Genomic DNA, 23,758 nt, shown 5'->3' with positions numbered 1-23,758 from the left:
CAGGCGGCCGATTGAACAAGGGCCTGGGGCGCTGACTACAGGTTGCGCAGCAGCCAGGCGGTCATCATCTCGTAGAGATGCAGCCGTGTGGTGCCGCCGTAGATGCCGTGGTTGCGGTCGGGGTACATGAATTGATCGAAGGGCTTGTTGGCCTTGATCAGCGCGTTGGTCATCTCGGCGGCGTTCTGGTAGTGCACGTTGTCATCGGCCAGGCCGTGGATCAGCAGGTAATTGCCCTTCAGCTTGGCGGCGTGGAACACCGGGCTGTTGTCGTCGTAGCCCCTGGCGTTGTCCTTGGGCAGGCCCATGTAGCGCTCGGTGTAGATGCTGTCGTAGTAGCGCCAGTTGGTCACGGGCGCCACGGCGATGGCGGCCTTGAAGAGGTCGGCGCCCTTGGTGATGCACAGGCTGCTCATGTAGCCGCCGTAGCTCCAGCCCCAGATGCCGATGCGGTCCTTGTCCACCCAGGGCTGCTGGCCCAGCCACTTGGCGGCGGCCATGTGGTCGATGGTCTCGTACTTGCCCAGCTGGCCGTAGGTGATGTGGCGGAAGTCGCGCCCGCGATGGCCGGTGCCGCGCGGATCCACGCTCACCACGATGTAGCCCTGCTGCGCGAGCAGGCTGTGCCACATGGAGGCGCGCCCGCCCCATTGGTCCACCACCTGGTTGCTGTTGGGACCGCTGTACTGCGTGAGCAGCACCGGGTAGCGCTCGCGGCTCTGGAATCCCTTCGGCTTCATCATCCAGCCGCGCAGCTCCACGCCCTCTTCGGTGGTGAAGGAGAAGAACTCGCGCTGCGCCAAGCCGTACTCCGCACAGGTCTTGGCCAGCTTGGCATTGTCCTTCAGCACCTTCACCTGCTTGCCGTTGCCCTCGTGCAGGGTGATCACCGGCGGGGTGTTCAAGGTGCTGCGGGTGTTGATGAAAAAGCGGAAGCCCGTGCTGAACTCCGCATCGTTCACGCCGCCGGTGGGGGAGAGCGCGATCACGCCTTTGCCGCTGAGCGGCGCGGCCAGCACGTCCTGGTTCTCGGGCGCGCTCTTCGCGGCGGTGAACACCACGCGCTGGCCCTTCTCGTCGATGCCCTTCACGCCGATCACGTCCCAGGCGCCGCGCGTGAGCTGCTGCTGGCTGCCGTCCTTCAGGCTCACGCGGTGGATGTGGTTCCAGCCATCCTTCTCGCTGGTGAGGATGAAGCCGCTGCCATCGGCCAGGAAGTGCAGGTCGTCGGTGACCTCGATGTAGGTCTTGCTGGTCTCCTTGTACACCTCGGTGGGCACCGGGCGCGCCTTGGTGCCGGGCGGCGGCAGCTTCACGGTGAGGATGACCTTCTCGTTCTGCAGGCGGTTCATGCGCATGAACCAGGGCTCGCCCTTGGGGGTGAAGCCGAGGCGCGGTACGTAGATGTCGGTCTCCTCCGTGCCGAGCGGTATGCTGTAGGTGAGGCCGCCGCTGAGGTCGCGCAGGTGCAGGGAGACCTTGCTGTTGTCCTCGCCTGCCTTGGGATACTTGAAGCGGTACTCGCTGGGGTAGAGCTGGCCCTTGTAGTAGGTCATGTCGAACTCCTTCACGCCGCTCTCGTCGCTGCGCAGGTACAGGAGCTTGCTGCCATCGGGGCTCCAGGCGTAGCCCTGCACCAGGGTGAATTCCTCCTCGTACACCCAGTCGGTGGCGCCGTTGAGCACCTTGTTCCATTCGCCGTCGGTGGTGATCTGCTCTTCCTTCATCGTGGCCAGGTCCACCACGAAGAGGTTGTTGTCGCGCACGAAGGCGGCCTTGCTGCCATCGGGGCTGAAGGTGGCCAGGCGCTGCTTCGGCTTGCTCACATCGCTCAGGGGCACCAGCTTCTTGCTGGCGCGGTCGAACACGTAGTTGTAGGCGAAGGAGCTGTAGCGGTAGATCGGCTCGCCCTCGGTCTCGATCATCAGCTTCCGCTCATCACCGCTGAAGCTGTAGCCCTCGATGGCGATGGGCTCCTTGCCGCCCGCCGGCACCAGCTCATCGGCTTTCACCAGCGTGGCCACCTTGGCGCCGGTGCGGTAGGCGTACTGGTTGATGGCCGGCTGTCCGCCTTCCTCCTCGAGCACGGTGTAGTGCAGGCCGTCCTTCATGCTGGCCAGGCCGCCCACCATCTCGGCGCTGAAGAGCGGGCTGGCCCAGATGTCGCGGTTGGTGAGGGCTTGCTGGGCGGTGGCCGTGGCGCTTGCGAGGCCGATGGCGGCCGTGATCAGGAGGGTGCGTGCGTTCATGGTCGGAGTTGAGGGGCAGGCAAGGTAGCGGGGCGGGTGGTGAAAGGGGACGGCGGTGCGGCACGGAGCGAACGATTGGGCACAGGGCGTGCCGCCCGCACCGCATCCACGATGGCCAGGCCCATGCCCTTCTTCACCATGAGGATGTCGTAGTCCTTTTCCCGGTGGAAGAGGGAGCGCCCTTTTCGTGTGGGCTCATGGTCGGGCAACTCGGCGGTGGAGCGCGCCCGCTTCGACCTCAGGAGTCCGGCCCGCACGAGGTCATCCCATGTGGAGCCGCAGGCGCTCATGAATGGCTCGATCTCCGCGTGTTCTTGTTTGATGGCGAGGAAGCCCATGCGGGCGGTGCGTTTAGTGAACCGCTGGGGGCTGAGGGACAGGGGGCGACTAACGAGTACTTTACTCATAGGGAGGGAGCTGCTGACTCACAACCATTGAATCCGGTCGAAGTCCCCTTGCCATTTCTGCGAGCGCGTTTATGTGCACCGCACAAGCATTCAATCCATTGATAATGTCGAGAAGGGAGTTCTCGCGCTCAGCGGATTTCAGAAGGTTGGCTAAATCCTGCTCTAGTTCGAAAACTCCCTCCATAGCATTGGCCAAATAATCTACGATTGGATTGATGCGTGATTTAAGGTAGGCTCTATCTCCCTTATCCAAGAGTTTGGTCATCACCTCATTCTGTAGCCATGTAGCTTTGATCAAAAGGTCGTGAATCTATCGGTAGTTTACCAGCACTGAGTCTGGGTTTTCTCCACTCAGCAAGATTCGCGTTGCGCCTTCTCTCCCATGACTAAAATTCTTTTCGTCCAAAGCTTTTGTCCATTGTTCTATGCTAGTGGAAATAGCCTCGAAGCCCGAATGGTTGCTCCCGACGGTATTGGTCTGCACCGTGATACTGGCAACATGAACATTCACTTCGCCAATGACAGTGGAGATCACATTAAACTCCTTCTCCTGCTTTGCCACTAGTAGTTCCTGTTGTGCAATGGTCAAGGCTTGCTTGTGATTATCAGCCGTCTGTCTTTGCGCAGCGACTGAGTTTCTCATTTCAAAAATTGAGTTCTGTAACTCGCGCGCTTGTACACGCAAGGAGACGATAAAGAGAAGTGCGCTGCCTATTGCGGCGAATGTTGTCGCCACTGAGCCTAGGACAGCACCAGCGGCAGCAAGCACGCCATCGAATGTCAAGAAATCTGAGCCGTAATCGCTGATGAAGACGAAACCCAGAAGTAAGAGAGCACCAACCGACAAGCTGAGGAACCCAATTCCGAACCCAAAGAGCCAGCGGTCCGTGCCGCGCAGGTCAGGGTCGGCCTTGGACGAAGTATTTGTTGCTGCACTCATTCCTGATTCCTCTGTTGGGTTTTCCCCGCCAACAAGGCAAAGCGGTCCCTATTGAGCACTTCGAAGACCTGGAGGAACCCGTCCCAGAAGCTCTTGGCCTCGGCGTGCTCGTCGGCGGCATCGCCCCACTCTTTCGCGAAGGCGGTGGCGCGGCGGCGGATCTCGATGCGGGAGAGGGGCATGGGTCAGGGCAGGAAATCTCGGATCAGGGACAGCAAGAAACGAATGAGGGGGCCGAAACACCAAAGGAGGGCTTCGGGCTTGGGCGCTGCCTTTTCCTCCAGAGGCGAACCCCGGCCCCTTCCCGCTGTTACTTCGCTGCATGCTCGGCCACCGTTTCTCCAAGTACGTGCCCCCGCGCGACGACCGCACGCCGTTCGAGCAGCTGCTGCCGCTCTTCCTGGAGCTGCTCACCCACACCAGCGGCGATGTGGAGGAGGCGCTGGACTGGATGGACGAGCTGGACAAGGAGCACGGATTCTACACGAAGGATTACGGCCGCAAGGAGTTCGAGGATGACCTGCGGAAGCATGGCATGATCGGCCGCCCCGCCAAAGGCGGCAAGACGCCGCTCACCGGCAAGGCCGAGAAGCTGATCCGCGAGCGCGCGCTGGACCAGGTCTTCGGCAAATTGAAGAAGAGCGAGCGCGGCAGCCACGGCCTGCGCAAGGCCGGTCCCGGCGATGAGCCCACCAGCGACCGACGCGCCTACCGCTTCGGCGACCGCATCGAGCAGGTGGCCATGAGCGACAGCATCCGCAACGCCCAGCAGCGCGGCATCGACGACCTGCGCCTGAGCGAGGACGACCTGGAGGTGATCCAGACCGAGCACCAGAGCGCCTGTGCCACCGTGCTCATGATCGACATCAGCCACAGCATGATCCTCTACGGCGAGGACCGCATCACGCCCGCCAAGAAGGTGGCCATGGCGCTGGCCGAGCTGATCAAGCGCCGCTACCCGAAGGACACGCTCGATATCGTGGTCTTCGGCAACGATGCGTGGCAGGTGAGCCTGAAGGACCTGCCTTACCTGCAGGTGGGGCCCTTCCACACCAATACCGTGGCCGGCCTGGAGCTGGCCATGGACCTGCTACGCCGCAGGAAGGTGCGCAACCGCCGCATCGTGATGATCACCGACGGCAAGCCCAGCTGCATCAAGCGCGACGGCGAGTACTATATGAACAGCTTCGGGCTCGACGACTTCATCGTGGCGCGCTGCCTCGATGCCGCCGTGCGGGCGCGCAAGGCGCAGATTCCCATCACCACCTTCATGATCGCGCGCGATCCCTACCTGCAGCGCTTCATCGAGCGCTTCACCGAGGCCAACCAGGGCCGCGCCTTCTACACCGGCCTGCAGGGCCTTGCGGACATGGTGTTCCGCGATCACGCCTCCAACCGGAAAGCCTCTTGAATGTTCAGCCTGCGGGCGCGTTGTGATGCGCCCTCCCTTGCCCCATGAACAAGCTCCCCACCACCCTCGGCGAACTGAAGAAGAGCGGCTACACGCCGCGCTCCGTGAAGGCCGAGCTCCGCGCCAACCTCATCGCCCGCATCCGCGGCGGCGAGCCGCTCTTCGCTGGCATCCACGGCTACGACGAGACCGTGATCCCGGCGCTGGAGCGCGCCATCCTCGCCGGGCACAGCATCAACCTGCTCGGCTTGCGCGGACAAGCCAAGACGCGCATGGCCCGCTCGCTCGTGCAGCTCCTGGATGAATGGATCCCCGTGGTGGCGGGCAGCGAGCTGAACGATGATCCGTTGGCGCCGATCTCGCGCTACGCCAAGGACCTCATCGCGCAGCAGGGCGATGCCACGCCCATCAGCTGGCTGCACCGCGACCAGCGCTACACGGAGAAGCTGGCCACGCCCGATGTCACCGTGGCCGACCTCATCGGCGACAGCGACCCCATCAAGGCCGCCAACCTCAAGCTCGATTACAGCGATGAGCGCGTGATCCACTTCGGGCTGGTGCCCCGCAGCCACCGCGGCATCTTCGTGATCAACGAGCTGCCCGACCTGCAGCCGCGCATCCAGGTGGCGCTCTTCAACATCCTGCAAGAGGGCGATGTGCAGATCCGCGGCTTCAAGCTCCGCCTGCCGCTCGACATCCAGTTCGTCTTCACCGCCAACCCGGAGGACTACACCAATCGAGGCGCCATCATCACCCCGCTGAAGGACCGCATCCAGAGCCAGATCCTCACGCATTACCCCACGAGCATCGATCTGGGCATGCGCATCACTGCGCAGGAGGCGCGCATCACCCCGGAGCAGGCCACCCGCGTGCGCGTGCCCGACCTGCTGCGCGTGCTGGTGGAGCGCATCGCCCTGGAGGCGCGCGCCAGCGAGTACATCGACCCGAAGAGCGGGGTGAGCGCGCGCCTCACCATCAGCGCGCTGGAGAGCCTCATCGGCGCCGCCGAGCGCCGTGCGCTGCGAAACGGCGAGGAGCGCACCGTGGCCCGCATCGCCGACCTCTGGGCCGTGGTGCCCGCCATCAACGGCAAGATCGAGCTGGTGTACGAGGGCGAGCAGGAGGGCGCCGACAGCGTGGCGCGCATCCTCATCGCCACCGCCATGCGCAACGTGTTCAAGGAACTCTTCCCCGATGCGGTGAAGGCCCGTCGTGCCGCCGAGCAGGCCAGCAAGAAGCCGCAGGGCCGCGACGATTACTCCGCGCTGCTCGACTGGTTCGACAACGACCAGCTGGACCTGTTGGCCGACGCGCCCGACAAGCAGCACCTGAAGGCGCTCGGCTCGGTGCCGGGCCTGCGCGAGAAAGTGACCGCCAAGCACAGCTACCTGCAGGCCGATGAGGTGCCGCTCTGGATGGAGTTCATGCTGCACGGCCTGGCGGAGCACAGCCGCATCGGGCGCAGCAAGCTCACGCAAGGCCATCGTTTCGGCGATGTGCTGGGCGCGCTGATGAGCAACAGCGACGACGAGGAGGAGGCGTGAACGGTCCTGCTGAAGCACGAGCGCCCCGTGGAAGCTTCCACGGGGCGCTTCCACTTTTACGTCCGGCCTATTTCAGCCGCTGGTTCACGATGCGCGCCCAGCGCTCTGCCAGGGGGGCCTCGTCATTCGGCAGGCGCTGGCCGCCGGCGCGGTAGAGCAGCAGGCTTGCGCCGCTGCCGCCCTCGGCCGGGGCGAAGCGCAGTTCCACGCGCTCGATGGTGGCGTCGGCGCCTTTGCCGTGCATGCCGATGTGCGCCTCGCAGCTGCGCACGCGCTCCAGCTCTACCCGCTGCGGCGCGGCATGGCCGAGCGGGTCGTTGAAGTAGAGCACGCCCTTCTCCTCGTCGAGGCCCAGCACCAGGTCGCCGAGCGTCTCGTGCCGGTGCAGGGTGTGGCCTTTGGTGAGGGCCGCCGCTTTCAGATCGTTGAGCAGCTGCCCGCGCTGCTTTGCGCGATTGCGCCGGTCCACGGCGAACATGATCGCGAAGGGCAGCAGGATCGCCGCTGCCACCGCAATGCTCGTTGCATCGAATTCCATGGTCTTCTTCTGTTTATTGTGGGTACATGAATAGCCTGGGGCCGCGCCCTGGCGCAACCCGGTGGTGCGTGGCGCAGCACGGCCGCGCCGCCACGTGCCGCAGCGGCTACCAGAAGAAGTGGAAGGGGAAGAGGCTGCGGCACCGCCGCAGGGCCACCAGCGCCATGCGCTGCGTCCCGGCTATGCGCACCGCTGCGGTGCGCACTTGGCGCTCGGCGGCCAGGGCCAGCCCGAGCGCGTCGGGGGCCTGGGTCTTGGCTGTGCCGGGCGGCGCCCCACCGCTGGGTGAGGTCCAGCGTTCGGCGGCAGGCGCCGTAGTGAACAGCAGGGCCCCTTGGTCGAAGGCCATGCCGCCCTGAGCCTCGTGGCCGGGGTGCCCCGCTGAGCGAACGCTGCCGCCACGGGGCACCGCCGCCAACAGCAGCGCGGCCGCCAGCAGGAGCCCAACCCGCAGCACACCAGCGAGGGTCGGCCTGCGGGCCCGCGCAGGCGACGGTTGGTGCGGCATGGGGCTGCGGTTCATGAAAGCGGCGGCGAAGCTAGGCTGGGGAAGGGGACGCGGTGCTCTCGCTCCGGCCTTCAGCTCCGGTGTTTTGGATAGATTGAACCCCGGAGGGCCATCCTTGAATGCGGCCACCGGCAACCGAAACCTGATCAAGCATGATGCGTCACATGACATCCGCACCGGCCTTACTCGGAGCCTTGAGCCTCTTGCTCCTCATCGCATGCAAGAAGGACAACGAGGAGACACCGGCTGCGGGCGGCGGCAATGGCTCCAGCACGCCCACCGGCTGCCAGGCCACCGGCACCGTCACCGACATCGATGGCAACGTGTACCCCGTGGTCACCATCGGCAGCCAGCAATGGATGGCCGCGAACCTCCGCACCACGCGCTACCGCGATGGAAGCCCTGTCCCGAACGTGACGGACAGCGCGGCGTGGAGCGCCCTCGCCACGGGTGCCTGGTGCAACTACCTCAATGATCCCGCCAACGATACCCTGTACGGCAAGCTCTACAACTGGTACGCCGCCGCCGCACCCGACCTCTGCCCCGCGGGCTGGCACCTGCCTACCGATGCGGAATGGAAGCAGCTGGAGACCACCCTGGGCATGCCTGCCAGTGAGGTGGACCTTTTCAATGCCTCGCGCGGCGGTGCACAGAACGTAGGCGGCAAATTGAAGGCCGCCACCCTCTGGCTAGCGCCCAACACCGGGGCCACCGACGAGGTCTGCTTTGCCGCCTATGCCACGGGCGTCCGCGAGGATGAGGACGGGGCCTTCATGGCAATGGGCTACATGGGCAGCTGGTGGAGCGCCACGCCCTGGGAGCCGAACCCGACAGCAGGCGCCTATTACCGGTTCCTGAACTACCAGTACGGAGCCATCTCGCGCACGGTGGATGATTTCAGGACCGGCCGCTGCGTGCGCTGCGTGAGGGATTAGAAGCCATCTCTGAACCGACCTCTGGCTGTGCCGGGGCCTGCTGCAGCCATTCTGCAATGCGCCAACCCTTTCAGCGTCCTTGACACTTGCGCAACGGCGATCGACACCCGCGCAGCGCCCTTTGACACCTGCGCAGCGGCGATCGACACCCGCGCAGCGCCCTTTGACACCTGCGCAACGGCGATCGACACCCGCGCAGCGGCGGTTGACACCTGCGCAGCGCCGATCGACACCCGCGCAGCGCCCTTTGACACCTGCGCAACGGCGATCGACACCCGCGCAGCGGCGGTTGACACCCGCGCAGCGGCGATCGACACGCGCGCAGCGGCGGTTGACACCCGCGCAGCGGCGATCGACACGCGCGCAGCGCCCTTTGACACCTGTGCAACGGCGATCGACACCCGCGCAGCGCCCTTTGACACCTGCGCAGCGCCGATCGACACGCGCGCATCGGCGGTTGACACCTGCGCAGCGGCGATCGACACGCGTGCAGCGGCCTCCGCATTACGCCCGGCGCGGGCAGCGGCCATCAGTGGCGCTGTTCCCGGTCGGGTGGCGCCCCCCTACCTCTGCTTCATGGGGCACCGGCGCCCGCTCACTCCTCCACGAAATCCAGGTCCTTGCTGAAGGTCTCGCTGCTGCGGCGCACCGCCCAGAAGGCGCCGGCGATGCAGAGCAGGCCCACCAGCAGGGCGGCGGTGAGGTTGCCCACGGGGGGCACCAGGGCGCGGAAGAGGGTGGTGAGGGGGTAGACGCTGGCGCGCACGAAGTTGGGCGCGGTGATGGCCACGGTGCCGCGCAGGTTGGTGCCGAACTGCTCGCTGGCCACGGTGGCGAAGATGACCCAGTAGCCCGTGGCCATGCCCAGGCCCAGGCACATCCAGTTGTAAGTGGCGATGGTGGCGCCGCGCAGGCCGAAGAGGAAGAAGAGCGTGAGCGCGAGGTTGAGGCCCAGGTAGAGCATGATCACCTTGCGGCGGCTGCGCTGCCATTGGCTCAGCAGCCCGCTCAGCAGGTCGCCGAGACTCAGGCCGATATAGGCGTAGCGGATGGCGGTGCCGTTGATGCGCTGATTGCCGGCCTCATCGAGCGCGCTGGTGTCGATGCCCAGCTCGGGCACGAACACGTCCTGGCTCAGGCTCACCAGCAGGCCGATCACGTACCAGATGGGCACGCCGATGAGGATGGTCTTCAGGTAGCGCAGGGCGCGGGTGCGATCGCCGAAGAGCATGCGCAGGCTGCCGCGTGCTACGGCGGCCCGCTCAGCGCTGCGGTAGAGGCCGCTCTCGAAGGTGCCCATGCGCATCACCAGCAGCGCCAGGCCCATGGTGCCGCCCACCACGTAGGCCACCTGCCAGTTCATCAAGCGGTGGCCGGTGAAGGAGGCGATGAAGGCGCTGATGCCCTCGCCATAGCCGCCCACCAGGCTGGCGGCCACGGCGCCCAGCGCGCCCACGGTGACCACGATCATGGTGCCCCAGCCGCGCTGCTCGCGCGGCATGGTCTCGGCGATGAGGGTGATGCCCGCGCCCAGTTCGCCGGCCAGGCCCACGCCGGCGATGAAGCGCACCGCGCCGTAGCTCACCAGGTCGAAGGTGAAGGCGTTGGCGATGTTGGCCGCGGAGTAGAGGAGGATGCTGCCGAAGAGCACGGTGATGCGCCCCTTCTTGTCGCCCCACACGCCCCAGAGCACGCCGCCCACCAGCATGCCCAGCATCTGGATGTTGAAGAGGTCGATGCCGCGGTCCTTGATGGCGGGGTGGCCGGGGCCCAGGATGAACTCGAGGCTCTCGCGCTTCACCACGTTGAAGAGCACGAGGTCGTAGATGTCGACGAAGTAGCCCAGGGCGGCCACAGTGACCAGCAGCAGCGTGCGGCGGTCGAAGGTGCGGGCGGGCATGCCTGCGAAGATGGGCGTTTCGCGCATGTGCGCGGCGCAGGGGCGGCGGCCTCAGTCGCCCAGCTTCACGTACATCTTGCGGATGCGCATCATCGGGCCGGGGCAGTGCGTGCTGTGGCAGTTTGCACAGCTCTGCACCAGCGCGTTATAGGCCGCAGGCCGGTCCTTCCGCGCCGCCTTGTAAAGCGCCTGCACCTTGGCCTGGTAGTCCTTGCCGAAGGTGGGGAAGGTGATGGGGTCGATGTGCATGTCCTTGGTGGGGGTGGCGGTGAGCAGCGCCTTGATGCCCGCGGGCGGGGGCGGCAGCTTCTTGTCGCCGCGCGCCAGCCCGGCCTTCACGCTGTCGGCGTGGGCGGCCATGGCGCGCATGAGCAGGGCCAGCTCGCTGGGCGGGGTGAGTTCCTGCGGTGCGGCGGGTGCGGGGGCCACCCGGGCGGCGCCGGCCACGATGGCCACCAGGGCGAGGGGGAAGAGGAGGCGGGCGATGCGGCGCATGGCGCAAGGTAATGGGCAAGGATCCTGCCGATCTGGCCGCCGGCGCTGCGGGGAACGATTCGTGCCACCTTCGCGGCATGCAGCCGCCGCACCCGGTGAAGCCCCGCACCCGTAGCCGGGCGCTCACGGCCGCCATCCTGCCCGCCGTGGGCGTGGTGGTGCTGGTTTCCATCAGCCTGCTCGACTTCGTGCTGGAGCTCGACCTGGCGCGCTATGGCCTTTACCCGCGCACGGCCTACGGGCTGTGGGGCATCCTCACCGCGCCATGGCTGCACGGCGATTGGGAGCACCTCTTCAACAACGTGACGGCGGTCTTCCTGCTCGGCTGGTGCCTGCTCTACTTCTACCCGCGCATCGCGGGCCGCGTGGTGCTGCTCACCTGGCTGCTGGGCGGGCTGGGCGTGTGGCTCACGGGCCGCGGCAGCTACCATGTGGGGGCCAGTGGCGTCATCTACGGCATGGCGGCCTTCCTCTTCGTGAGCGGGCTGCTGCGCGGCCAGCGCACGCTGATGGCGCTCTCGCTGCTGGTGGTCTTCTTCTACGGCAGCCTCATCTGGGGCATCTTCCCCATCGTGCACGGCATGAGCTGGGAGAGCCACTTCTGGGGCGCTGCGGTGGGCGTGGTGCTGGCCTTCTTCCACCGCCGTGTGCCGCCCGCGGTGAGCGACCCGCGACCGGCCTTCCTCGACGAGGAGGACGAGGAGGAGCCGCCGCCCTACTTGGAGGACGATACGGGCGATGCGGTGGACGAGCGCGAGCTGGCGTGGAAGCGCAAGCTGGCCGAGCAGGCCCGCTCAGGTAACAACGTGAGCACCACCTGGGACCCCCTGCGCGGCCACACGGACTGAGCGCCGGCCGGTACCTATTCGCCGCGGAGTGTGGCCAGCTCCTTGCCGGCCGCCATCAGCCGCACGGCGCCATCGTCGAAGCGGAAGCTGTCGGTCTGCTTCAGCACGTCCTTCACGGCGTTCTCGGTGGGCTGTATGCCCTCGCAGTACTTCTTGGTGCTGCCGATGTCGGAGAAACTGAGTTTGTCGCCGGCCAAGGTGTAGCCGGCCATGAGGGCGTTGCAGCCGCCGAAGCCCTGCAGGCGGTCGCCGGTGAGCTTCAGCCAGGGCGTTTCGGCGCCCTCGGGCAGTTCGAGCCGCAGGCCGTTGAGGGTCTGGAACACCCACTTCTTCTCGAGCAGCTGGGCCGCGTCGGGCGCTTTCTGCTTGCAGGAGTTGGCGCTGAGCACGGTGAAGGCGGCAAGGGCCAGGGCGAAGGTTCTCATGGCGGTGGTGGTTGCCGCGAAGTAATCAAACTCCGGGCCGGTGGGCGCGAGGCAGGCCGGATATGCGGCCTGCACGGGGCCGCAGCCGGCAGGCGCTGCCGGGGCCGATGGCCTGGGCCTAGTTATTGAGCATCACCGGCATCACCAGCATGAGGATGTCCTCGCCGGCCTCGCCTGCCTCACCGGGGAGCAGGATGCCCGCGCGGTTGGGGGCGCTCATCTCCAGGATCACGTGCTCGGCCTCGATGTTGCTGAGCATGTCCATGAGGAAGCGCGAGTTGAAGCCGATGGTGATCTCCTCGCCGTCGTAGCTGCAGGTGAGCTTCTCGTTGGCTTCGTTGGCGAAGTCGAGGTCCTCGGCGCTCACGGCGAGCTGGCTGCCGTTGATGTGCAGCCGCACCTGGTGGGTGGTCTTGTTGGCGAAGATGCTCACCCGGCGGATGGTGCTGAGGAAGGTGCCGCGGTCGATGGTGAGCTTGTTGGGGTTGCTCTTGGGGATGACGGCCTCGTAGTTGGGGTACTTGCCATCGATGAGGCGGCACACCAGCACGGTGTTGTCGAAGCGGAAGGCCGCGTTGTTCTCGTTGAACTCCACGGTGAGGTCCGCATTGCTCGAGGCCAGGGCGTTCTTCAGCAGGTTGAGGGGCTTCTTGGGCACGATGAAGCTGGCCGACTTGGGGGCCTGCACATCGGTGCGCTTGTAGCGCACCAGCTTGTGGGCGTCCGTGGCCACGAAACGCACGTCCTCGGGGGTGAGCTCGAAGAAGATGCCGCTCATCACCGGGCGCAGATCGTCGTTGCCGGTGGCGAAGATGGTCTTGTTGATGGCCTTGGCCAGGGTGCCGGCGGGCAGGGTAAGGGCTGCGGCGCCCTCGAGCACAGGGCTCTTGGGGAACTCCGCGCCGTTGAAGCCGGTCATCTTGTACTTGCCCTGCTCGCTGTTGATCTCCACCCCGTGGTGCTTGCCGTCGATGCTGAAGGTCAGGGGTTGCTCGGAGAAGGCCTTCAGGGTGTCGAGGAGCAGGCGGGCGGGGATGGCCACGCTGCCCTTGTCCTTGGCCTCCACCGCCATGGTTGCGGTGATGGTGGTCTCCAGGTCGCTGGCGGTGACGGTGAGCTGCTTGCCGTCGATCTCGAACAGGAAGTTGTCGAGGATGGGGAGGGTGTTGCTGCTGGCGAGCACCCCTTGGAGCAGCTGCAGTTGCTTGAGGAGGGCGGTGCTGGAGACGATGAATTTCATCGGTGGATGCAGGGTTTTTTCCGGGACGCGCAAAGGTATCCGGGGGGCCTCCGGAGGCACCCCCTAGTTTTCAACAGGAACGGGGCGTTTTCCACAGCCGGGGCGGGCCCGGTGTCAGGGCAGGAAGGCCGAGGCGGGCTGCGTCATCACGTCGGTGTATTGGCGCTGCACCACCACCAGCAGGGTGTCCTGCACCAGGGCGTACATGCGCAGGGGGTCCTGCAGGGGCCGGGGCGTGTCGAAGCCGCCCTGCTCGCCTACATAGGGCATGTACCAGAGCTTCATGCGCTCCTCGGTGCCGGAGCGCGCCTTCACGCGAACCTGGAAGTTGGGGGCCACGCCCAGCAGCGAATCGCGGCTGGCGGGCTTCATGCCGCGCTCGATGTACTCGTAGTTGAACTCCTTGTAGGGAAGCAGGGCGGCCTGCACCAGCACGGTGTCCATGGGCAGGGGGCGCCCCTTCAGGTCCTGCAGGCGGGGCAGGCCGGCGTCGGGGTTCTCGATGCGGTACGAGGCGGCGGGGCGGGCCATGTGCTCCACCTCCACGCTGGCCAGGGCGTGCAGGTCGGGGAAGTGGAAGATGCGGGGGCTGCGCCAGTTGTCCACCAGGGTGGGGAAGCGGGTGTTGAGCACGCCGGTGAAGCCGCTCATGCCCATCACGAAGGGCGCGCTGCTGCGGCCCAGGCCGGGCTTCTCCAGCACCATGTAGGTGCCGAAGTGGTCCTTGGTGGCGTGCCCGATGATCCAGATCTTCTCGGGCTTGCTGCCGCCGGTGTAGATCTCCACCTTGGTGCTGGAGGCGCCCATGGTGCGGAGGGTCATCTCCTCCATGCTCTTGGGCACGGGGCTGCGCACCTCCACCCGCAGGAAGGTCTTGAGCGCTGTGGTCACCTCGGGCTGGCGGGCCATGTAAGTGCCGTTCACCGTCCAGCCGGCCGGGGTGCGGCGCAGGTCCACGCTGCGGCCCTTGCGGTCCGAGATGAAGATGCGGTCCACCCGGGCGGTGTCGGCGATGGGGAAGTCGGCGAGCACGGTGTCGAGCGTGCTGGAGGAGGAGCGGCGGCTGAGCCACCATGCGGCAGCGGCCAGGGCCGCGAGCAGGGCGATGAGGAGGAGGAGGCGTCGGTTCATGCGCAGCGTGCGGGGGGCGCGGCGTTGGCGCGGCGCCGGTGCTGGTGGTAGGCGAGGCCCAGGAGCAGGGTGAGCAGGAGCGGCACGCCCAGGTTGATGGCCTGCCAGGTGCGGCGCTCGCGCTCCACGCGCGGGGCATCGAGCTGGCGCAGGGTGATGGCGCGCGAGCGGATGCTGATGAGGCTGCGGTCGTCCAGCAGGTAGTTCATGGCGTTCATGATCAGCTCGCGGTTGCCGTAGATCTTGGCGTTGGCGTAGCGGTCGAAGCCCAGCATGTAGTACATGCCCTTGGCGGGGTCCACGCGGTTGCCGATCACGTCGCCGTCGCCGATCACGAGCTGGGCGGTGCGGGGGCTGCGCTCGCGGTAGGCCACGTTGGGGTCGCTGATGAGCGCAGTGGGCAGCCGGTCGTAGTAGGCACTCCGGAAGCTGCCCTCCAGCAGCACGGCCAGCGGCAGGTAGGGCGTGCTGCGCTTGTCGAAGCCGGGGTCCACCTCCACGATGCCCAGGCTCACCCGCACCGGGTTGCGCTGGGCGAACGACAGGGGCGAGGAGGTGAGCAGGATGGTCTTGCGTATGCTGTCGGCCCCGATGGTGTCCACGGTGCTGGCGAAGCGGAAGTGCACCGGGTCGATGTTGGCCACCACGGGGTGGGCGCTCTGGGGCACGGCCACCGGCTCGAAGTACCACGGGAAGCGCTCCAGCTTGCGCTGGTTGCCGTAGGGCTGGGTGAAGATCTCGATGGGCGCGCAGCTGCGGTCGAGCACCAGGTCCTTGTTGATGCGCGCGCCGTAGGCGAAGAGGAGCTCCTCGATGCCCAGCTCGCGGGGCGTGGCCATGCTGAACTGGTTCTTGCGCAGGCTGTCGAGGCGCGGGTCCATGGCATCGATGCACCACAGGATGCGGCCGCCGTTCATCACGAACTGGTCCAGCACGTAGCGGTCGCGGTCGCTGAACACGCTGTCGGGCTTGGCCACGATGAGCGCCTCGTAGTTGTTGGTGCGGTAGCGCATCACCTCGTTCTTCGAGCTCAGGGCGTCGATGCGGCCGTCGATGCGCACGCGTGATACGTCGTAGAGGGCGCTCAGCGCGTTGCTGATGTCGGCCGTCTCCAGCTCGGAGAGCTCGCCGTGCCCCTCGAGGAAGGCGATGCGGGGCCGCTGCCGCGTGGTGGCCTGCCGGAAGGCGCTGGCCAGCTCGTACTCCAGGTTGGTGATGGACCGCGCCACGATGTCGGCATCGGGAGTGCGCAGCTGGGTCTTCAGCAGCTGCACGGCCACGGTCTTGTCGCGGTAGGTCACCAGCGCGCCGGGGAAGACGATCTTCTCGCTGAAGCCGCCCTTCTCCTTGATGCGGATGCTGCTGTAGGTGAGGCCCTGGCCCTGCAGCTGGTCGTACACCTCGCGCCGCGTCTTGTCGTCGGGGCTGGCGCTGGGGTCCACGAAGCTGTAGTGGATGCGGTCGGGGTTGGCGGCGCGCATCTCGTCGAGCACATCGCGCGTGGCGCGCTCCAGCTGCTTGAGGTCGGCGGGCAGCTCGCCGGTGAGGTACACCTTCACGTACATCACGTCCTCCAGCCCCGCCACCAGCTCCTTGGTGGCGGGGGTGAGGGTATAGCGCTGCTCGCTGGTGAGGTCCACCCGCACCCGGGCGAAGGAGGCGATGAAGAGCACCAGGCCTACGATGCCGATGCCGATGAGCAGCTCGGTGAGGTCGGTGAGGCGCTTGCTGCGCAGGGCGGATTTCGGGCTCATCCTACCAGGTGCGGCTTTGCAGCGCTGCCCGGGTGAGCAGCAGGAAGATGGTGATCACGCCCAGGTGGTAGAGCACATCGCCCAGGTCGAGCACGCCGCGGCCGAGGCTCTGGTAGTGCTGCTGGATGCCGATGGCCTTGATGGGGCCCTCGAGGCCGCCCATCACGTCGAAGCTGGCGATGAGGTCGAAGCCCAGGTAGAGGAAGAAGCAGAGGAAGACGGCGATGAGGAAGGCCACGATCTGGCTGTCGGTGAGGGCCGAGGCGAGCAGGCCGATGGCGGCGAAGCAGGCACCCAGCAGGAAGAGGCCGATGTAGGAGCCCCAGGTGGCGCCGGCGTCCACCCCGCCGATGAAGAGCATCCAATGCACCACGGCGCGGAAGGCGATGGCCCAGCCGAGCACCGCCAGCGCACGGGTGAGCCAGCCGGTGCGGCTCCAGCCGCGGCTCCGCCCCCGGCGAACAAGCAGCCAGGCGCACGCGCCGGCATTCAGCGCCGAGAGGAGGTGCCAGAGCCAGATGCGCCAGCTCACCGAACCGGGGGGCACGGCGGTTACCGCGGTGGAGAGCTGGTCCACGCTCCACACGTACACCAGGGTGGGCAGCAGCGCCACGCCCAGCAGCAGCACGGCGGCGGTGTACTTGGCCAGCACGATCTGCAGCTCGCTCAGGGGCTTGGTGAGCAGCACCTCGATGGTGCCGGTGCGCTTCTCCTCGCTGAAGCTGCGCATGGTCACCGCCGGCACCAGGAAGAGGAAGACCCAGGGGGCGACGAAGAAAAGCGGGCCAAGGTCAGCGAAGCCGCTGTCCAGGATGTTGTCCGGGAACACCCAGAGGAACAGCCCGGTGAGCAGCAGGAACACCGCGATCACGATGTGGCCGATGAGCGAGCCGAGGAAGCCCCGGACCTCTTTGCGGATGAGCGCCAGCATGCCTGAGATGGGCGGCCAAGATAGCGGGCGCTGCGCGGGTGCCGAGTGCCGTTGCCTGTGCCGCAGGCGCGTTGCCCGGCAGCGCTCAGAATTCGATCACCGTCTTGCGCTCCTTGCGGGGCTTCTTGGGGATCTTCTCCGCGTCGGTGTTGCAATAGTTGCGCACGATGAACTGGGCGTCCTTGTCGCCCAGCTCGGCGCTGCGCCGGTAGTCGGGGCAGGCGGCATCCTTGTCGCCCTTCTGGTAGTGGCAGTCGGCCCGGTAGAAGTGGGCTGTGCGGCGCTCGGGGTCGTCGGCGTCGATCACGCGGGTGAAGGTGGCGATGGCCTCGTCGTAGGCCTGATGCTCGAATTGCAGCACGCCCAGGCTCATCCAGCCGCCGGGGATGTCGGGGTTGATGCGCAGCGCGGCCTGCAGGTCGGCGATGCCGGCGGCCTCCTTGTACTGCTCCCCGCGCACCACGCCGCGCAGGAAGAGTGCGTCGGCGTGGTCGCCCTTCAGCTTCACGGCGCGCTCCAGGCTCTTCATGGCCCCGTCGTTGTTGCGGCCCATGTAGTCGGCGCAGGCGCGATTGTACCAGGCGTCGGCATCGTTGGGGTCCAGGTTCAGGGCGAGGTCGCAGTCGCGCACGGCCTCGCGCAGGTTGCCTTGGGTGATGTGCACGGCGGAGCGGCTCACGAAGAGGCGCGGGTCGTCCGGGTCCTGCTTCTCGGCCCGGGCATAGTCCATGAGGGCGCCGTGGAAGTTGCGCTGCCGCTGCTTGATGTCGCCGCGGAGCTTGAGGGCGCCATCGAGGCCCTCCTCCATGCGGAGGGCGCTGTCGGCATGTGCCAGGGCGGCCTCCAGGGCGCCGGAGCCGTACGCGGCGCGGGCGGCATCCAGGTGGTCCTGGGCGGAGCGCTGCGCCAGCAGCGTGCAGGGGAGGAGCAGGAGGGCCGAGAGAAGGGTCCGGGTCATGGGGGTGCGTGAGGGTGGAAGGGGCCGACTGCGAAGATCGTGCAAAGGCGGTGCCTTACGGCAGCAGGTGCGCGCGCTCCACGGTCCAGGCCTCGGTGGGCGCGGCGAAGAGCGGCTTCACCGTGGGCCACACCTCGCTGAAGACGGCACTGGTGCGGTAGCGTTCCAGGTCGTCCGGGCCGTCCCAATGGCTGTAGGTGAAGAATACGCGCGGGTCGGCCGTGTCGTGCAGCAGCTCCAGGTGGCGGCAGCCGGGGAAAGCGCGGATGCGGCCCTTCCAGCCCTCGAAGAGCTGCTGGAAGCGGCCGATGTGCTCCGGGGCGAAGGTCATCTTGACGATGCGGACGATCATGGTGCGGGCGAAATTACCGGCCGCGCGGCCCGGAGGGCCGGCCGGCGGCCACCCCCAGCCCGAAGAGCGCGAGGTCGTACTTCACCGGATCGCGGGCATCGAAGGCGCGCAGGGCATCCGTGAGCTCCTCCACCGCCTTCCAGTCGTCCTGCTTGCGCACGAGCAGCCCCAGCTCGCGCCCCACGCGGCCGGAGTGCACGTCAAGCGGCATCATCAGCTCGCCGGGCGCGATGCGCCGCCACAGGCCCAGGTCCACGCCGCGGTCGCCGGGGCGCACCATCCAGCGCAGGAACATGTTGATGCGCTTGGCGTTGCTGCCTTTCAGCGGGTCGGCCACGTGCTTCTCGGTGCGAGCCTGGTGCCGGGGCTCGAAGAAGCGTTGCTTGAAGCGGTGTATGGCCTGGTCCATCGGTCCCGGACGCCCCTCGTCGAGGAAGGCGTCCTCCAGCCCGCCGTAGGTCGTGTACACATGGCGCAGCCCCTTCACGAAGTGCGTCAGGTCGATGCTGTTGAAGGTGCGGTGCACGAAGCCCTCCACGCGTCGCAGTTCGGCGGGGGAGGCGTTCATCACGAAGTCGTGGGGCGCTTCGTCCATCAGCTGCACCAGCTTCCAGGCGTTGGCGATGATGGTCTTGCGCTGGCCCCAGGCGATGGTGGCGGTGAGGAAGCCGATGACCTCCGCATCGGCGCGGCGGCTGAATGCTCGCGGCAGCTGGATGGGATCGTCGGCGATGAAGCCCGGCTGCGCGTAGCGCTCGTAGGCTTCATCGAGCAGCGCCTGCATCGCCGTGCGTGATCGCATGGCGCGAAGGTCGCGCTCACTTCTTGAGCCGCACCTGCCAGCCGAGGCCTGCGCCGACCACGAATTCATCCAAGGGGACGGCAGCGCTGTACGGGCCGGTGTAGTTCCCGTGGATGTAGCGCGCATCGATGAAGAACTGGAAGTACTCCCACACGGAGAAGGTGAGGCCCGAGCAGAGCGCGATGTTGGGAATGGCGCGCACGGGTGCGACCTCCTCAGGTGCGAAGATGCCTTGCCGCGGCCGCGTGAAGGAAAGGCCGGGCTCGAAGCCCAGTGCCAGGTCGAGACGGCCGACCACCCAGTGGTAGAAGGGGCCGGCGGCGATCTGATGGTTCTGGTCGAGCAGCGGCGTTTGCTGCTGCGCATCCACGTACCAGAGCAGCTCGCCGCGGAAGCTCATGCGCGCATCGGTGAAGAGCTCGGCCTTGCCCACCAGGTAGATGTTGGTGATGGGGTGCTGCGACATGAATCCCGGGCTGATGGCGCCCGAGCCGCGCAGCAGCCAGGGCGAAGGGGCGGGAGCCGTCTCCTGGGCCGCTGCATGCAGCCCCTGCGCCACGGCGATCAGCAACAGCATGCGCCTCACCATGCGTCGAGGAGCTTGTAGTTGAAGCTGAGGTGCAGCAGCAGGTGGCCCTCCAGGCTGCCGCCCTTCTCCTGATGGAAGTGGACTTCGCCATCATGCTCCTCGGCATGCACGTCGGTGCCGAGGTGCGACATGTACTGCACCACGGTGCTGATGTCCCAACGGGGAGTGAGGTTGAAGTGCGCGCCCAGCCCGGCCTGCACGGCGCTGCTCCACCGTTCGGCCTGGTTCGCGGGGTCGTTGTTCGCGCGTTGCCGGGTGTAGTCGAAGCAGTGGCCGGCGAGCACGTAGGGCTGGAAGAAGGGCTGCGCGGGACGCGACGCCCGCAGGTAGTACAGCGCGCTCCAGCCGATGTGCTGGTCGATGCGATGGGCGCCGGTGCCTGCGGGCCCCGCCAGGTAGTCGTAGAACCAATCGGTGTTGACGCGCTCGCTGAGCCGGATGCGGAACTGCCCCCCCGTGCCCAGGCCCGGAGCGCCGCCATGGCCATCGTTGAAGAGGCTGATGGCGCTGCGCCCGCCCAAGGACAGCGTGCCGCCCGGCCCGCCCCGGGGCTTCAGCGGCTGGCCGTGCGCCGCAAGGGCGATGGAGCAGCAGGCGATCCCGATGGCGCGGCGCATGCCCGATGAACGCACCGGGCGCACGGCTTCGTATCAGCGCTGCGGCATGGCGAAGCTCGGCAGCTCGATCACTTGGTAGCCGCTCAGGTCGAAGAGGCTGTCGTCCACCTTGCCGGCCACCAGGTCCTTGACGTAGCAGACCACGCGTTCCTGATCCTTCACCGGCACCCACTCGAATTCGAGCGGGAAGCCCTCCAGATGAGGATGCCCCTTCAGGCTCTGCTGGCCGGCGCGCTGATCGAGGCTCCGCGCCATGTCGGCGAATGGCCCTTTCAGCCCCATGGCGATCCAGCCGGTCCATGTGCCTTCCTTGCTGGTGGCGATCACCTTGGTGCAGGTGTGGCCTTCAATGGTCCGTGTCTCCTTGGTCACCGTCACTGTGGGCTTGTCACCGCGCTCCGCCTCATCGTCGGCCATGGCGGCCAGGTCGGGCATGCGCATCTTCATGGCGGTACGGTTGCCCTGCCCGTCGTCAACGATGGTGTAGGTCCAATCGCTCCGCAGGTCGGTCAGCATCCTCATGGTCTCCTTCTGCCCCGGCACCATCACCTGGTAGAGCGTCATGTCGGGCCGGCTCCAATAGAGCAGGTTCATCGGGCTGTTCCGGTCCTCCTTGCCGTTGCGGAAGAGGTGCGTCTCCATGCGGAAGCTGCCCGTGAAGGCATTGGTGGCCTGCGGTGCCGAGGGGCTGCGTGGCACGGAGGCGGTGGTGGAAGAAAGGGCACCGGTCAAGGCGATGCTGAGCAGCAGGGTGCGCATGGTGGCTGGATTGGGCGCTGAAGGTAACCCGTCGCGGCGCAGGGCGTCCGGCGGATCCATGCCTCGCCGCCGCTTCTCCAAGCACGAAGGGAGCATGCCTGCGCGACTGGGCTGAATCCCCGATTCAACGGAAGCTCGCCGGAGTGATGTGGAACGCCTTCGGGTCCCTGTCGCCGGGCTTCAGCTCCAGCACGCGCATGGTCATCGTTTCCTCGTTCCTGTAGCGGTAAGTCACCTCCAGCGGCATGCCAGGTCGCGTGCTGGCGATCATGGGGCCGCGCAGCAGCACCTCCACACCGCCCCAGCTCTTGCGCGCGCCCAGCACATCGTGGAAGAGTGAAGGGGTCTTCGCGTCCACCCACGACTCGCGCCGACGGTCGGGCTCCTGCAGCAGGCGGTGCTGCGCGTTGCGTCCCAGGAGCTTGCGCGTATCGGCCAGCACGCTGTCCCGGGTGGCGGGTGGGAATGGTGAAGCGAAGCGGCTGTCCAGCGTTCGCGTCACTGACCGAAGCTCCCCACCGACCATCAGGTAGTTCGTTTCCGTGCCGGCCCGGCGGTCGATCACGGTGGCATAGGTGTGCTCGGTGTGTTCCGGTTGCTCGTCGCGGCCGATGACCACCATGCGGTCGGCCGTGCTGGCGTACCGCACGGTCCACGTGGTGGTCTTGTCACCGCGCAGGCTGGTGAACTGCATGGTGGCGGTACCGATGAAGCGGTTCGTGGTGGCCTTCATCAGGGAGTCCATCGCTGGTTCGAGCTTGAAGACGGGCGGCGCGTAGGTTGCTCCACTGGCGGGCGCGATCTCTTCCACCGCAACGGGTGCTTCGGCTACTTCAACAGCCACGTCATCGCCGCGCATGATGTCCTCCACAGTGATCTCCCGCACCTGTATTTCCGGCACCTCGACCTCCCGGCCACGCCGGCGCCGCTCCCGCAAGCGCTCGTCCCGCACGATGCACTTGCTCAGGTCCACCACGGGCGGTTTGGCCTTGCCGGGTTTGTAGCTGGTGAGCTGCGTGCCCATCACGGCCATCGGCATCGGCTTGTCCGCCACGCCGAAGAACATCAGGTCCTTGAACTGCTGGCCGATGCGCTGCACCAGCCAGTTCCGCATGTCGAAGACGGGGTTCACCACGCTGTCCTGCGGGAACCAGAAGAAGTGGAGGTAGCGCTCCGGCGCAGTGTGCAGCTCGCACTTGCGCCCCAGGATGGTCTGGTAACGTCCTTGCGGGGCGAACTCCAGCTCCAGTCCGCGCCCGAACTCGTTGAGCCCGACCGTTTCCAGGCTCGCGATCTCCAACTTGGGGATCACGTGGCCGTGCCCTTCGTTGCGCGACACCATCACCACATCAGCATCAAGGTCAACGGCGTAGAAGATGGTGCCCTCGTCCTCCGGGTCGTTCAGTTGCAGCACGGCGCGCCGCGCATCGGCCCAATAGCTGTACTTCGCCACGCGCAGGGTGGTGTCGCTGTGCTCGTCGATGTACCGGGTCGGGGTCTCGGCAGTGAGCTTACCGATGAAGCGGTTGTCGGGAATTCCGCGGTCCACCGGAGCCGGCGAGTAGGCGAGGGGCAGGCTGTCGGGCGGCAGGTTGCCGAGGTAGGCGCGCATCCAATCGGGCAGCCGGCCAGTGCCGCTGTTGTTGATCCAGGCCAACCGCTGTTCCACCAGCCTTGCGCCGGTCATAGGTAGTTCCGGCATCGGCACACGACCGGGCGTGATCGCGATGAATTCCATGCCCCCCGCAGGCGGGCCGTACTCATGCTTGCTCCACGTGACGCGCAGTGCAGCACCTGCGTGCCTGTCGGCGAAGGCGATGAGGTGTTCGAGGTCGCCTTCGGTCAACCAGCGTGCCCAAACCCTCAGGTCGCTGAACAGCTTCGGATGCGCGGTGGTGGTCCAATACCACGAGCTGTCCCGTTCGTTGCTCGTGCCCCAGTGCTCGCGGCAGGTGTGGCCCACGATCTCCGCAGTACGGCCTGTGGCGGTGAGGCTGTCGTTCCAGATGTCATGGAAGTAGCCGGCCTGCGGGATGTACAGGTCCTCCACCTTGGCACCGACCTGCTGACCACCCCATCGGGCCTCCATCTTCACGTTGTGCTGCAGGTCCAGCAGGGTGGCGCGTTGCAGGGTGTAGGGACCGGTCAGTTCGCGCAGTACCACGCGGTGGGCATCGCCCCAATACTCGATCCGGCGGCCGCCTCTGACCTCCACGGTCCAGGTGCCGATGAAGGCGTTGGTGTGCAGGTGGGTACCGGCAGGCTTCATCGGCTTATCCGCCTTCTCCCCAGTCACCAGTTCCGCCATCCATCCGGGAAGCGTGGCGAGGTCTACCGGCAGTGCGGGTTGGGCGGCATGCGATAAGGAAAGGCAAAGTGCCAGAGCGAGAAGCAGCGAACGCATGGGGTGGGGGCGGTCGGGATG

At 66.6% G+C, this 23,758-nt stretch carries 26 protein-coding genes; 4 read left to right on the top strand and 22 right to left on the bottom strand.

Annotation, left to right across the window (positions count from 1 at the left end):
• Positions 1-35: 35 nt before the first annotated feature.
• The 5 genes from QY325_06400 to QY325_06380 all read right to left on the bottom strand — a co-directional run bounded on the left by QY325_06400 (position 36) and on the right by QY325_06380 (position 3,778).
• Positions 36-2,249 carry a S9 family peptidase gene (locus tag QY325_06400; protein ID WKZ67551.1) on the bottom strand — a complete coding sequence of 738 codons (2,214 nt, stop codon included), beginning with the start codon at positions 2,247-2,249 and terminating at the stop codon, positions 36-38.
• Entirely contained in the window at positions 2,246-2,587 is a 342-nt protein-coding gene (locus tag QY325_06395; GenBank protein WKZ67550.1) for a hypothetical protein, read from the bottom strand. Before QY325_06395 ends, QY325_06400 begins: the two co-directional genes overlap by 4 nt.
• A 61-nt stretch (positions 2,588-2,648) precedes the next feature.
• Positions 2,649-2,921 (bottom strand): hypothetical protein, encoded by a 273-nt coding sequence (locus QY325_06390; GenBank protein WKZ67549.1) that lies wholly within the window; start codon positions 2,919-2,921, stop codon positions 2,649-2,651.
• A 45-nt stretch (positions 2,922-2,966) separates the two neighbouring features.
• A complete protein-coding gene (locus QY325_06385) occupies positions 2,967-3,596 on the bottom strand; it encodes a hypothetical protein (protein WKZ67548.1) in 630 nt (209 codons plus the stop codon).
• Positions 3,593-3,778: a hypothetical protein gene (locus tag QY325_06380; protein ID WKZ67547.1), complete on the bottom strand. Its 186-nt coding sequence runs from the start codon at positions 3,776-3,778 to the stop codon at positions 3,593-3,595. Before QY325_06380 ends, QY325_06385 begins: the two co-directional genes overlap by 4 nt.
• 140 nt (positions 3,779-3,918) lie before the next feature.
• Between QY325_06380 and QY325_06375 the strand changes: the two genes are divergently transcribed.
• Together QY325_06375 and QY325_06370 are read left to right on the top strand one after the other, a co-directional pair.
• On the top strand, positions 3,919-5,007 hold the full coding sequence (locus QY325_06375) for a VWA domain-containing protein (protein WKZ67546.1): 1,089 nt from the start codon (positions 3,919-3,921) through the stop codon (positions 5,005-5,007).
• A gap of 44 nt (positions 5,008-5,051) precedes the next feature.
• Positions 5,052-6,551 (top strand): sigma 54-interacting transcriptional regulator, encoded by a 1,500-nt coding sequence (locus QY325_06370; GenBank protein ID WKZ67545.1) that lies wholly within the window; start codon positions 5,052-5,054, stop codon positions 6,549-6,551.
• A 67-nt stretch (positions 6,552-6,618) separates the two neighbouring features.
• Here QY325_06370 and QY325_06365 read toward each other — a convergent pair whose 3' ends face one another.
• Together QY325_06365 and QY325_06360 are read right to left on the bottom strand one after the other, a co-directional pair.
• On the bottom strand, positions 6,619-7,089 hold the full coding sequence (locus tag QY325_06365; GenBank protein WKZ67544.1) for a hypothetical protein: 471 nt from the start codon (positions 7,087-7,089) through the stop codon (positions 6,619-6,621).
• A gap of 106 nt (positions 7,090-7,195) precedes the next feature.
• The gene (locus tag QY325_06360; GenBank protein WKZ67543.1) at positions 7,196-7,597 is read right to left on the bottom strand and encodes a hypothetical protein; all 402 of its coding nucleotides are present in this window, start codon (positions 7,595-7,597) and stop codon (positions 7,196-7,198) included.
• A gap of 194 nt (positions 7,598-7,791) precedes the next feature.
• Here QY325_06360 and QY325_06355 point away from each other — a divergent pair, with 194 nt between their 5' ends.
• Positions 7,792-8,532: a fibrobacter succinogenes major paralogous domain-containing protein gene (locus QY325_06355; protein WKZ67542.1), complete on the top strand. Its 741-nt coding sequence runs from the start codon at positions 7,792-7,794 to the stop codon at positions 8,530-8,532.
• Here QY325_06355 and QY325_06350 read toward each other — a convergent pair.
• From QY325_06350 to QY325_06340, 3 genes are all read right to left on the bottom strand, one after another.
• Positions 8,529-9,062, bottom strand: a complete 534-nt coding sequence (locus QY325_06350) for a hypothetical protein (protein ID WKZ67541.1) — start codon at positions 9,060-9,062, stop codon at positions 8,529-8,531. The two genes, QY325_06355 and QY325_06350, sit on opposite strands and share 4 nt — an antisense overlap.
• 65 nt (positions 9,063-9,127) lie before the next feature.
• The gene (locus QY325_06345; GenBank protein WKZ67540.1) at positions 9,128-10,432 is read right to left on the bottom strand and encodes an MFS transporter; all 1,305 of its coding nucleotides are present in this window, start codon (positions 10,430-10,432) and stop codon (positions 9,128-9,130) included.
• Between the two features lie 51 nt (positions 10,433-10,483).
• On the bottom strand, positions 10,484-10,927 hold the full coding sequence (locus QY325_06340; protein WKZ67539.1) for a hypothetical protein: 444 nt from the start codon (positions 10,925-10,927) through the stop codon (positions 10,484-10,486).
• Positions 10,928-11,004: 77 nt separating this feature from the next.
• Between QY325_06340 and QY325_06335 the strand changes: the two genes are divergently transcribed.
• Positions 11,005-11,775, top strand: a complete 771-nt coding sequence (locus QY325_06335) for a rhomboid family intramembrane serine protease (GenBank protein WKZ67538.1) — start codon at positions 11,005-11,007, stop codon at positions 11,773-11,775.
• 14 nt (positions 11,776-11,789) lie between these two features.
• On the opposite strand, the gene QY325_06330 is transcribed toward QY325_06335, so the two are convergent.
• The 12 genes from QY325_06330 to QY325_06275 form a co-directional block, all read right to left on the bottom strand.
• The gene (locus tag QY325_06330; GenBank protein ID WKZ67537.1) at positions 11,790-12,200 is read right to left on the bottom strand and encodes an META domain-containing protein; all 411 of its coding nucleotides are present in this window, start codon (positions 12,198-12,200) and stop codon (positions 11,790-11,792) included.
• A 118-nt stretch (positions 12,201-12,318) separates the two neighbouring features.
• Positions 12,319-13,440, bottom strand: coding sequence for a DNA polymerase III subunit beta (dnaN, locus tag QY325_06325; protein WKZ67536.1), 1,122 nt, complete (start codon positions 13,438-13,440; stop codon positions 12,319-12,321).
• Positions 13,441-13,554: 114 nt separating this feature from the next.
• Positions 13,555-14,571, bottom strand: coding sequence for a hypothetical protein (locus QY325_06320; protein ID WKZ67535.1), 1,017 nt, complete (start codon positions 14,569-14,571; stop codon positions 13,555-13,557).
• Positions 14,568-16,325, bottom strand: coding sequence for a gliding motility-associated ABC transporter substrate-binding protein GldG (gene gldG / locus QY325_06315; GenBank protein ID WKZ67534.1), 1,758 nt, complete (start codon positions 16,323-16,325; stop codon positions 14,568-14,570). The genes QY325_06320 and gldG overlap by 4 nt, the downstream gene beginning before the upstream one ends.
• A 1-nt stretch (position 16,326) precedes the next feature.
• Complete coding sequence (locus QY325_06310) at positions 16,327-17,256, bottom strand: ABC transporter permease subunit (protein ID WKZ67533.1); 930 nt, start codon at positions 17,254-17,256, stop codon at positions 16,327-16,329.
• A gap of 85 nt (positions 17,257-17,341) precedes the next feature.
• Positions 17,342-18,214 (bottom strand): tetratricopeptide repeat protein, encoded by an 873-nt coding sequence (locus tag QY325_06305; protein ID WKZ67532.1) that lies wholly within the window; start codon positions 18,212-18,214, stop codon positions 17,342-17,344.
• 55 nt (positions 18,215-18,269) lie between these two features.
• Complete coding sequence (locus QY325_06300; GenBank protein WKZ67531.1) at positions 18,270-18,566, bottom strand: antibiotic biosynthesis monooxygenase family protein; 297 nt, start codon at positions 18,564-18,566, stop codon at positions 18,270-18,272.
• A gap of 13 nt (positions 18,567-18,579) precedes the next feature.
• Positions 18,580-19,368: a TIGR02757 family protein gene (locus tag QY325_06295; protein WKZ67530.1), complete on the bottom strand. Its 789-nt coding sequence runs from the start codon at positions 19,366-19,368 to the stop codon at positions 18,580-18,582.
• A 16-nt stretch (positions 19,369-19,384) separates the two neighbouring features.
• Positions 19,385-19,957 carry a hypothetical protein gene (locus QY325_06290; protein WKZ67529.1) on the bottom strand — a complete coding sequence of 191 codons (573 nt, stop codon included), beginning with the start codon at positions 19,955-19,957 and terminating at the stop codon, positions 19,385-19,387.
• Positions 19,951-20,574: a hypothetical protein gene (locus tag QY325_06285; protein WKZ67528.1), complete on the bottom strand. Its 624-nt coding sequence runs from the start codon at positions 20,572-20,574 to the stop codon at positions 19,951-19,953. Before QY325_06285 ends, QY325_06290 begins: the two co-directional genes overlap by 7 nt.
• A 33-nt stretch (positions 20,575-20,607) precedes the next feature.
• A complete protein-coding gene (locus QY325_06280) occupies positions 20,608-21,333 on the bottom strand; it encodes a DUF4412 domain-containing protein (protein WKZ67527.1) in 726 nt (241 codons plus the stop codon).
• Between the two features lie 124 nt (positions 21,334-21,457).
• Complete coding sequence (locus tag QY325_06275) at positions 21,458-23,737, bottom strand: hypothetical protein (protein ID WKZ67526.1); 2,280 nt, start codon at positions 23,735-23,737, stop codon at positions 21,458-21,460.
• Between the last annotated feature and the right edge of the window lie 21 nt (positions 23,738-23,758).

The organism is Flavobacteriales bacterium, assembly GCA_030584065.1.
GTDB lineage: Bacteria > Bacteroidota > Bacteroidia > Flavobacteriales_F > PHOS-HE28 > PHOS-HE28.
The sequence above is the reverse complement of the archived record's forward strand: the minus strand, read 5'-3'. Positions and strand labels throughout refer to the sequence as shown.

Excerpts from the sequence above, each read along its gene's own strand:
- QY325_06320 (WKZ67535.1), bottom strand. The coding sequence starts at position 14,571 with ATGAACCGACGCCTCCTCCTCCTCATCGCCCTGCTCGCGGCCCTGGCC.
- QY325_06305 (WKZ67532.1), bottom strand. The coding sequence starts at position 18,214 with ATGACCCGGACCCTTCTCTCGGCCCTCCTGCTCCTCCCCTGCACGCTG.
- QY325_06375 (WKZ67546.1), top strand. The coding sequence starts at position 3,919 with ATGCTCGGCCACCGTTTCTCCAAGTACGTGCCCCCGCGCGACGACCGC.
- QY325_06285 (WKZ67528.1), bottom strand. The coding sequence starts at position 20,574 with ATGCGCCGCGCCATCGGGATCGCCTGCTGCTCCATCGCCCTTGCGGCG.
- QY325_06300 (WKZ67531.1), bottom strand. The coding sequence starts at position 18,566 with ATGATCGTCCGCATCGTCAAGATGACCTTCGCCCCGGAGCACATCGGC.
- QY325_06310 (WKZ67533.1), bottom strand. The coding sequence starts at position 17,256 with ATGCTGGCGCTCATCCGCAAAGAGGTCCGGGGCTTCCTCGGCTCGCTC.
- QY325_06400 (WKZ67551.1), bottom strand. The coding sequence starts at position 2,249 with ATGAACGCACGCACCCTCCTGATCACGGCCGCCATCGGCCTCGCAAGC.
- QY325_06350 (WKZ67541.1), bottom strand. The coding sequence starts at position 9,062 with ATGGCCGCTGCCCGCGCCGGGCGTAATGCGGAGGCCGCTGCACGCGTG.
- QY325_06275 (WKZ67526.1), bottom strand. The coding sequence starts at position 23,737 with ATGCGTTCGCTGCTTCTCGCTCTGGCACTTTGCCTTTCCTTATCGCAT.
- QY325_06330 (WKZ67537.1), bottom strand. The coding sequence starts at position 12,200 with ATGAGAACCTTCGCCCTGGCCCTTGCCGCCTTCACCGTGCTCAGCGCC.
- QY325_06365 (WKZ67544.1), bottom strand. The coding sequence starts at position 7,089 with ATGGAATTCGATGCAACGAGCATTGCGGTGGCAGCGGCGATCCTGCTG.
- QY325_06380 (WKZ67547.1), bottom strand. The coding sequence starts at position 3,778 with ATGCCCCTCTCCCGCATCGAGATCCGCCGCCGCGCCACCGCCTTCGCG.
- gldG (WKZ67534.1), bottom strand. The coding sequence starts at position 16,325 with ATGAGCCCGAAATCCGCCCTGCGCAGCAAGCGCCTCACCGACCTCACC.
- QY325_06345 (WKZ67540.1), bottom strand. The coding sequence starts at position 10,432 with ATGCCCGCCCGCACCTTCGACCGCCGCACGCTGCTGCTGGTCACTGTG.
- QY325_06340 (WKZ67539.1), bottom strand. The coding sequence starts at position 10,927 with ATGCGCCGCATCGCCCGCCTCCTCTTCCCCCTCGCCCTGGTGGCCATC.
- QY325_06395 (WKZ67550.1), bottom strand. The coding sequence starts at position 2,587 with ATGGGCTTCCTCGCCATCAAACAAGAACACGCGGAGATCGAGCCATTC.
- QY325_06335 (WKZ67538.1), top strand. The coding sequence starts at position 11,005 with ATGCAGCCGCCGCACCCGGTGAAGCCCCGCACCCGTAGCCGGGCGCTC.
- QY325_06295 (WKZ67530.1), bottom strand. The coding sequence starts at position 19,368 with ATGCGATCACGCACGGCGATGCAGGCGCTGCTCGATGAAGCCTACGAG.
- QY325_06360 (WKZ67543.1), bottom strand. The coding sequence starts at position 7,597 with ATGCCGCACCAACCGTCGCCTGCGCGGGCCCGCAGGCCGACCCTCGCT.
- QY325_06390 (WKZ67549.1), bottom strand. The coding sequence starts at position 2,921 with ATGACCAAACTCTTGGATAAGGGAGATAGAGCCTACCTTAAATCACGC.
- QY325_06370 (WKZ67545.1), top strand. The coding sequence starts at position 5,052 with ATGAACAAGCTCCCCACCACCCTCGGCGAACTGAAGAAGAGCGGCTAC.
- QY325_06385 (WKZ67548.1), bottom strand. The coding sequence starts at position 3,596 with ATGAGTGCAGCAACAAATACTTCGTCCAAGGCCGACCCTGACCTGCGC.
- QY325_06280 (WKZ67527.1), bottom strand. The coding sequence starts at position 21,333 with ATGCGCACCCTGCTGCTCAGCATCGCCTTGACCGGTGCCCTTTCTTCC.
- dnaN (WKZ67536.1), bottom strand. The coding sequence starts at position 13,440 with ATGAAATTCATCGTCTCCAGCACCGCCCTCCTCAAGCAACTGCAGCTG.
- QY325_06290 (WKZ67529.1), bottom strand. The coding sequence starts at position 19,957 with ATGGTGAGGCGCATGCTGTTGCTGATCGCCGTGGCGCAGGGGCTGCAT.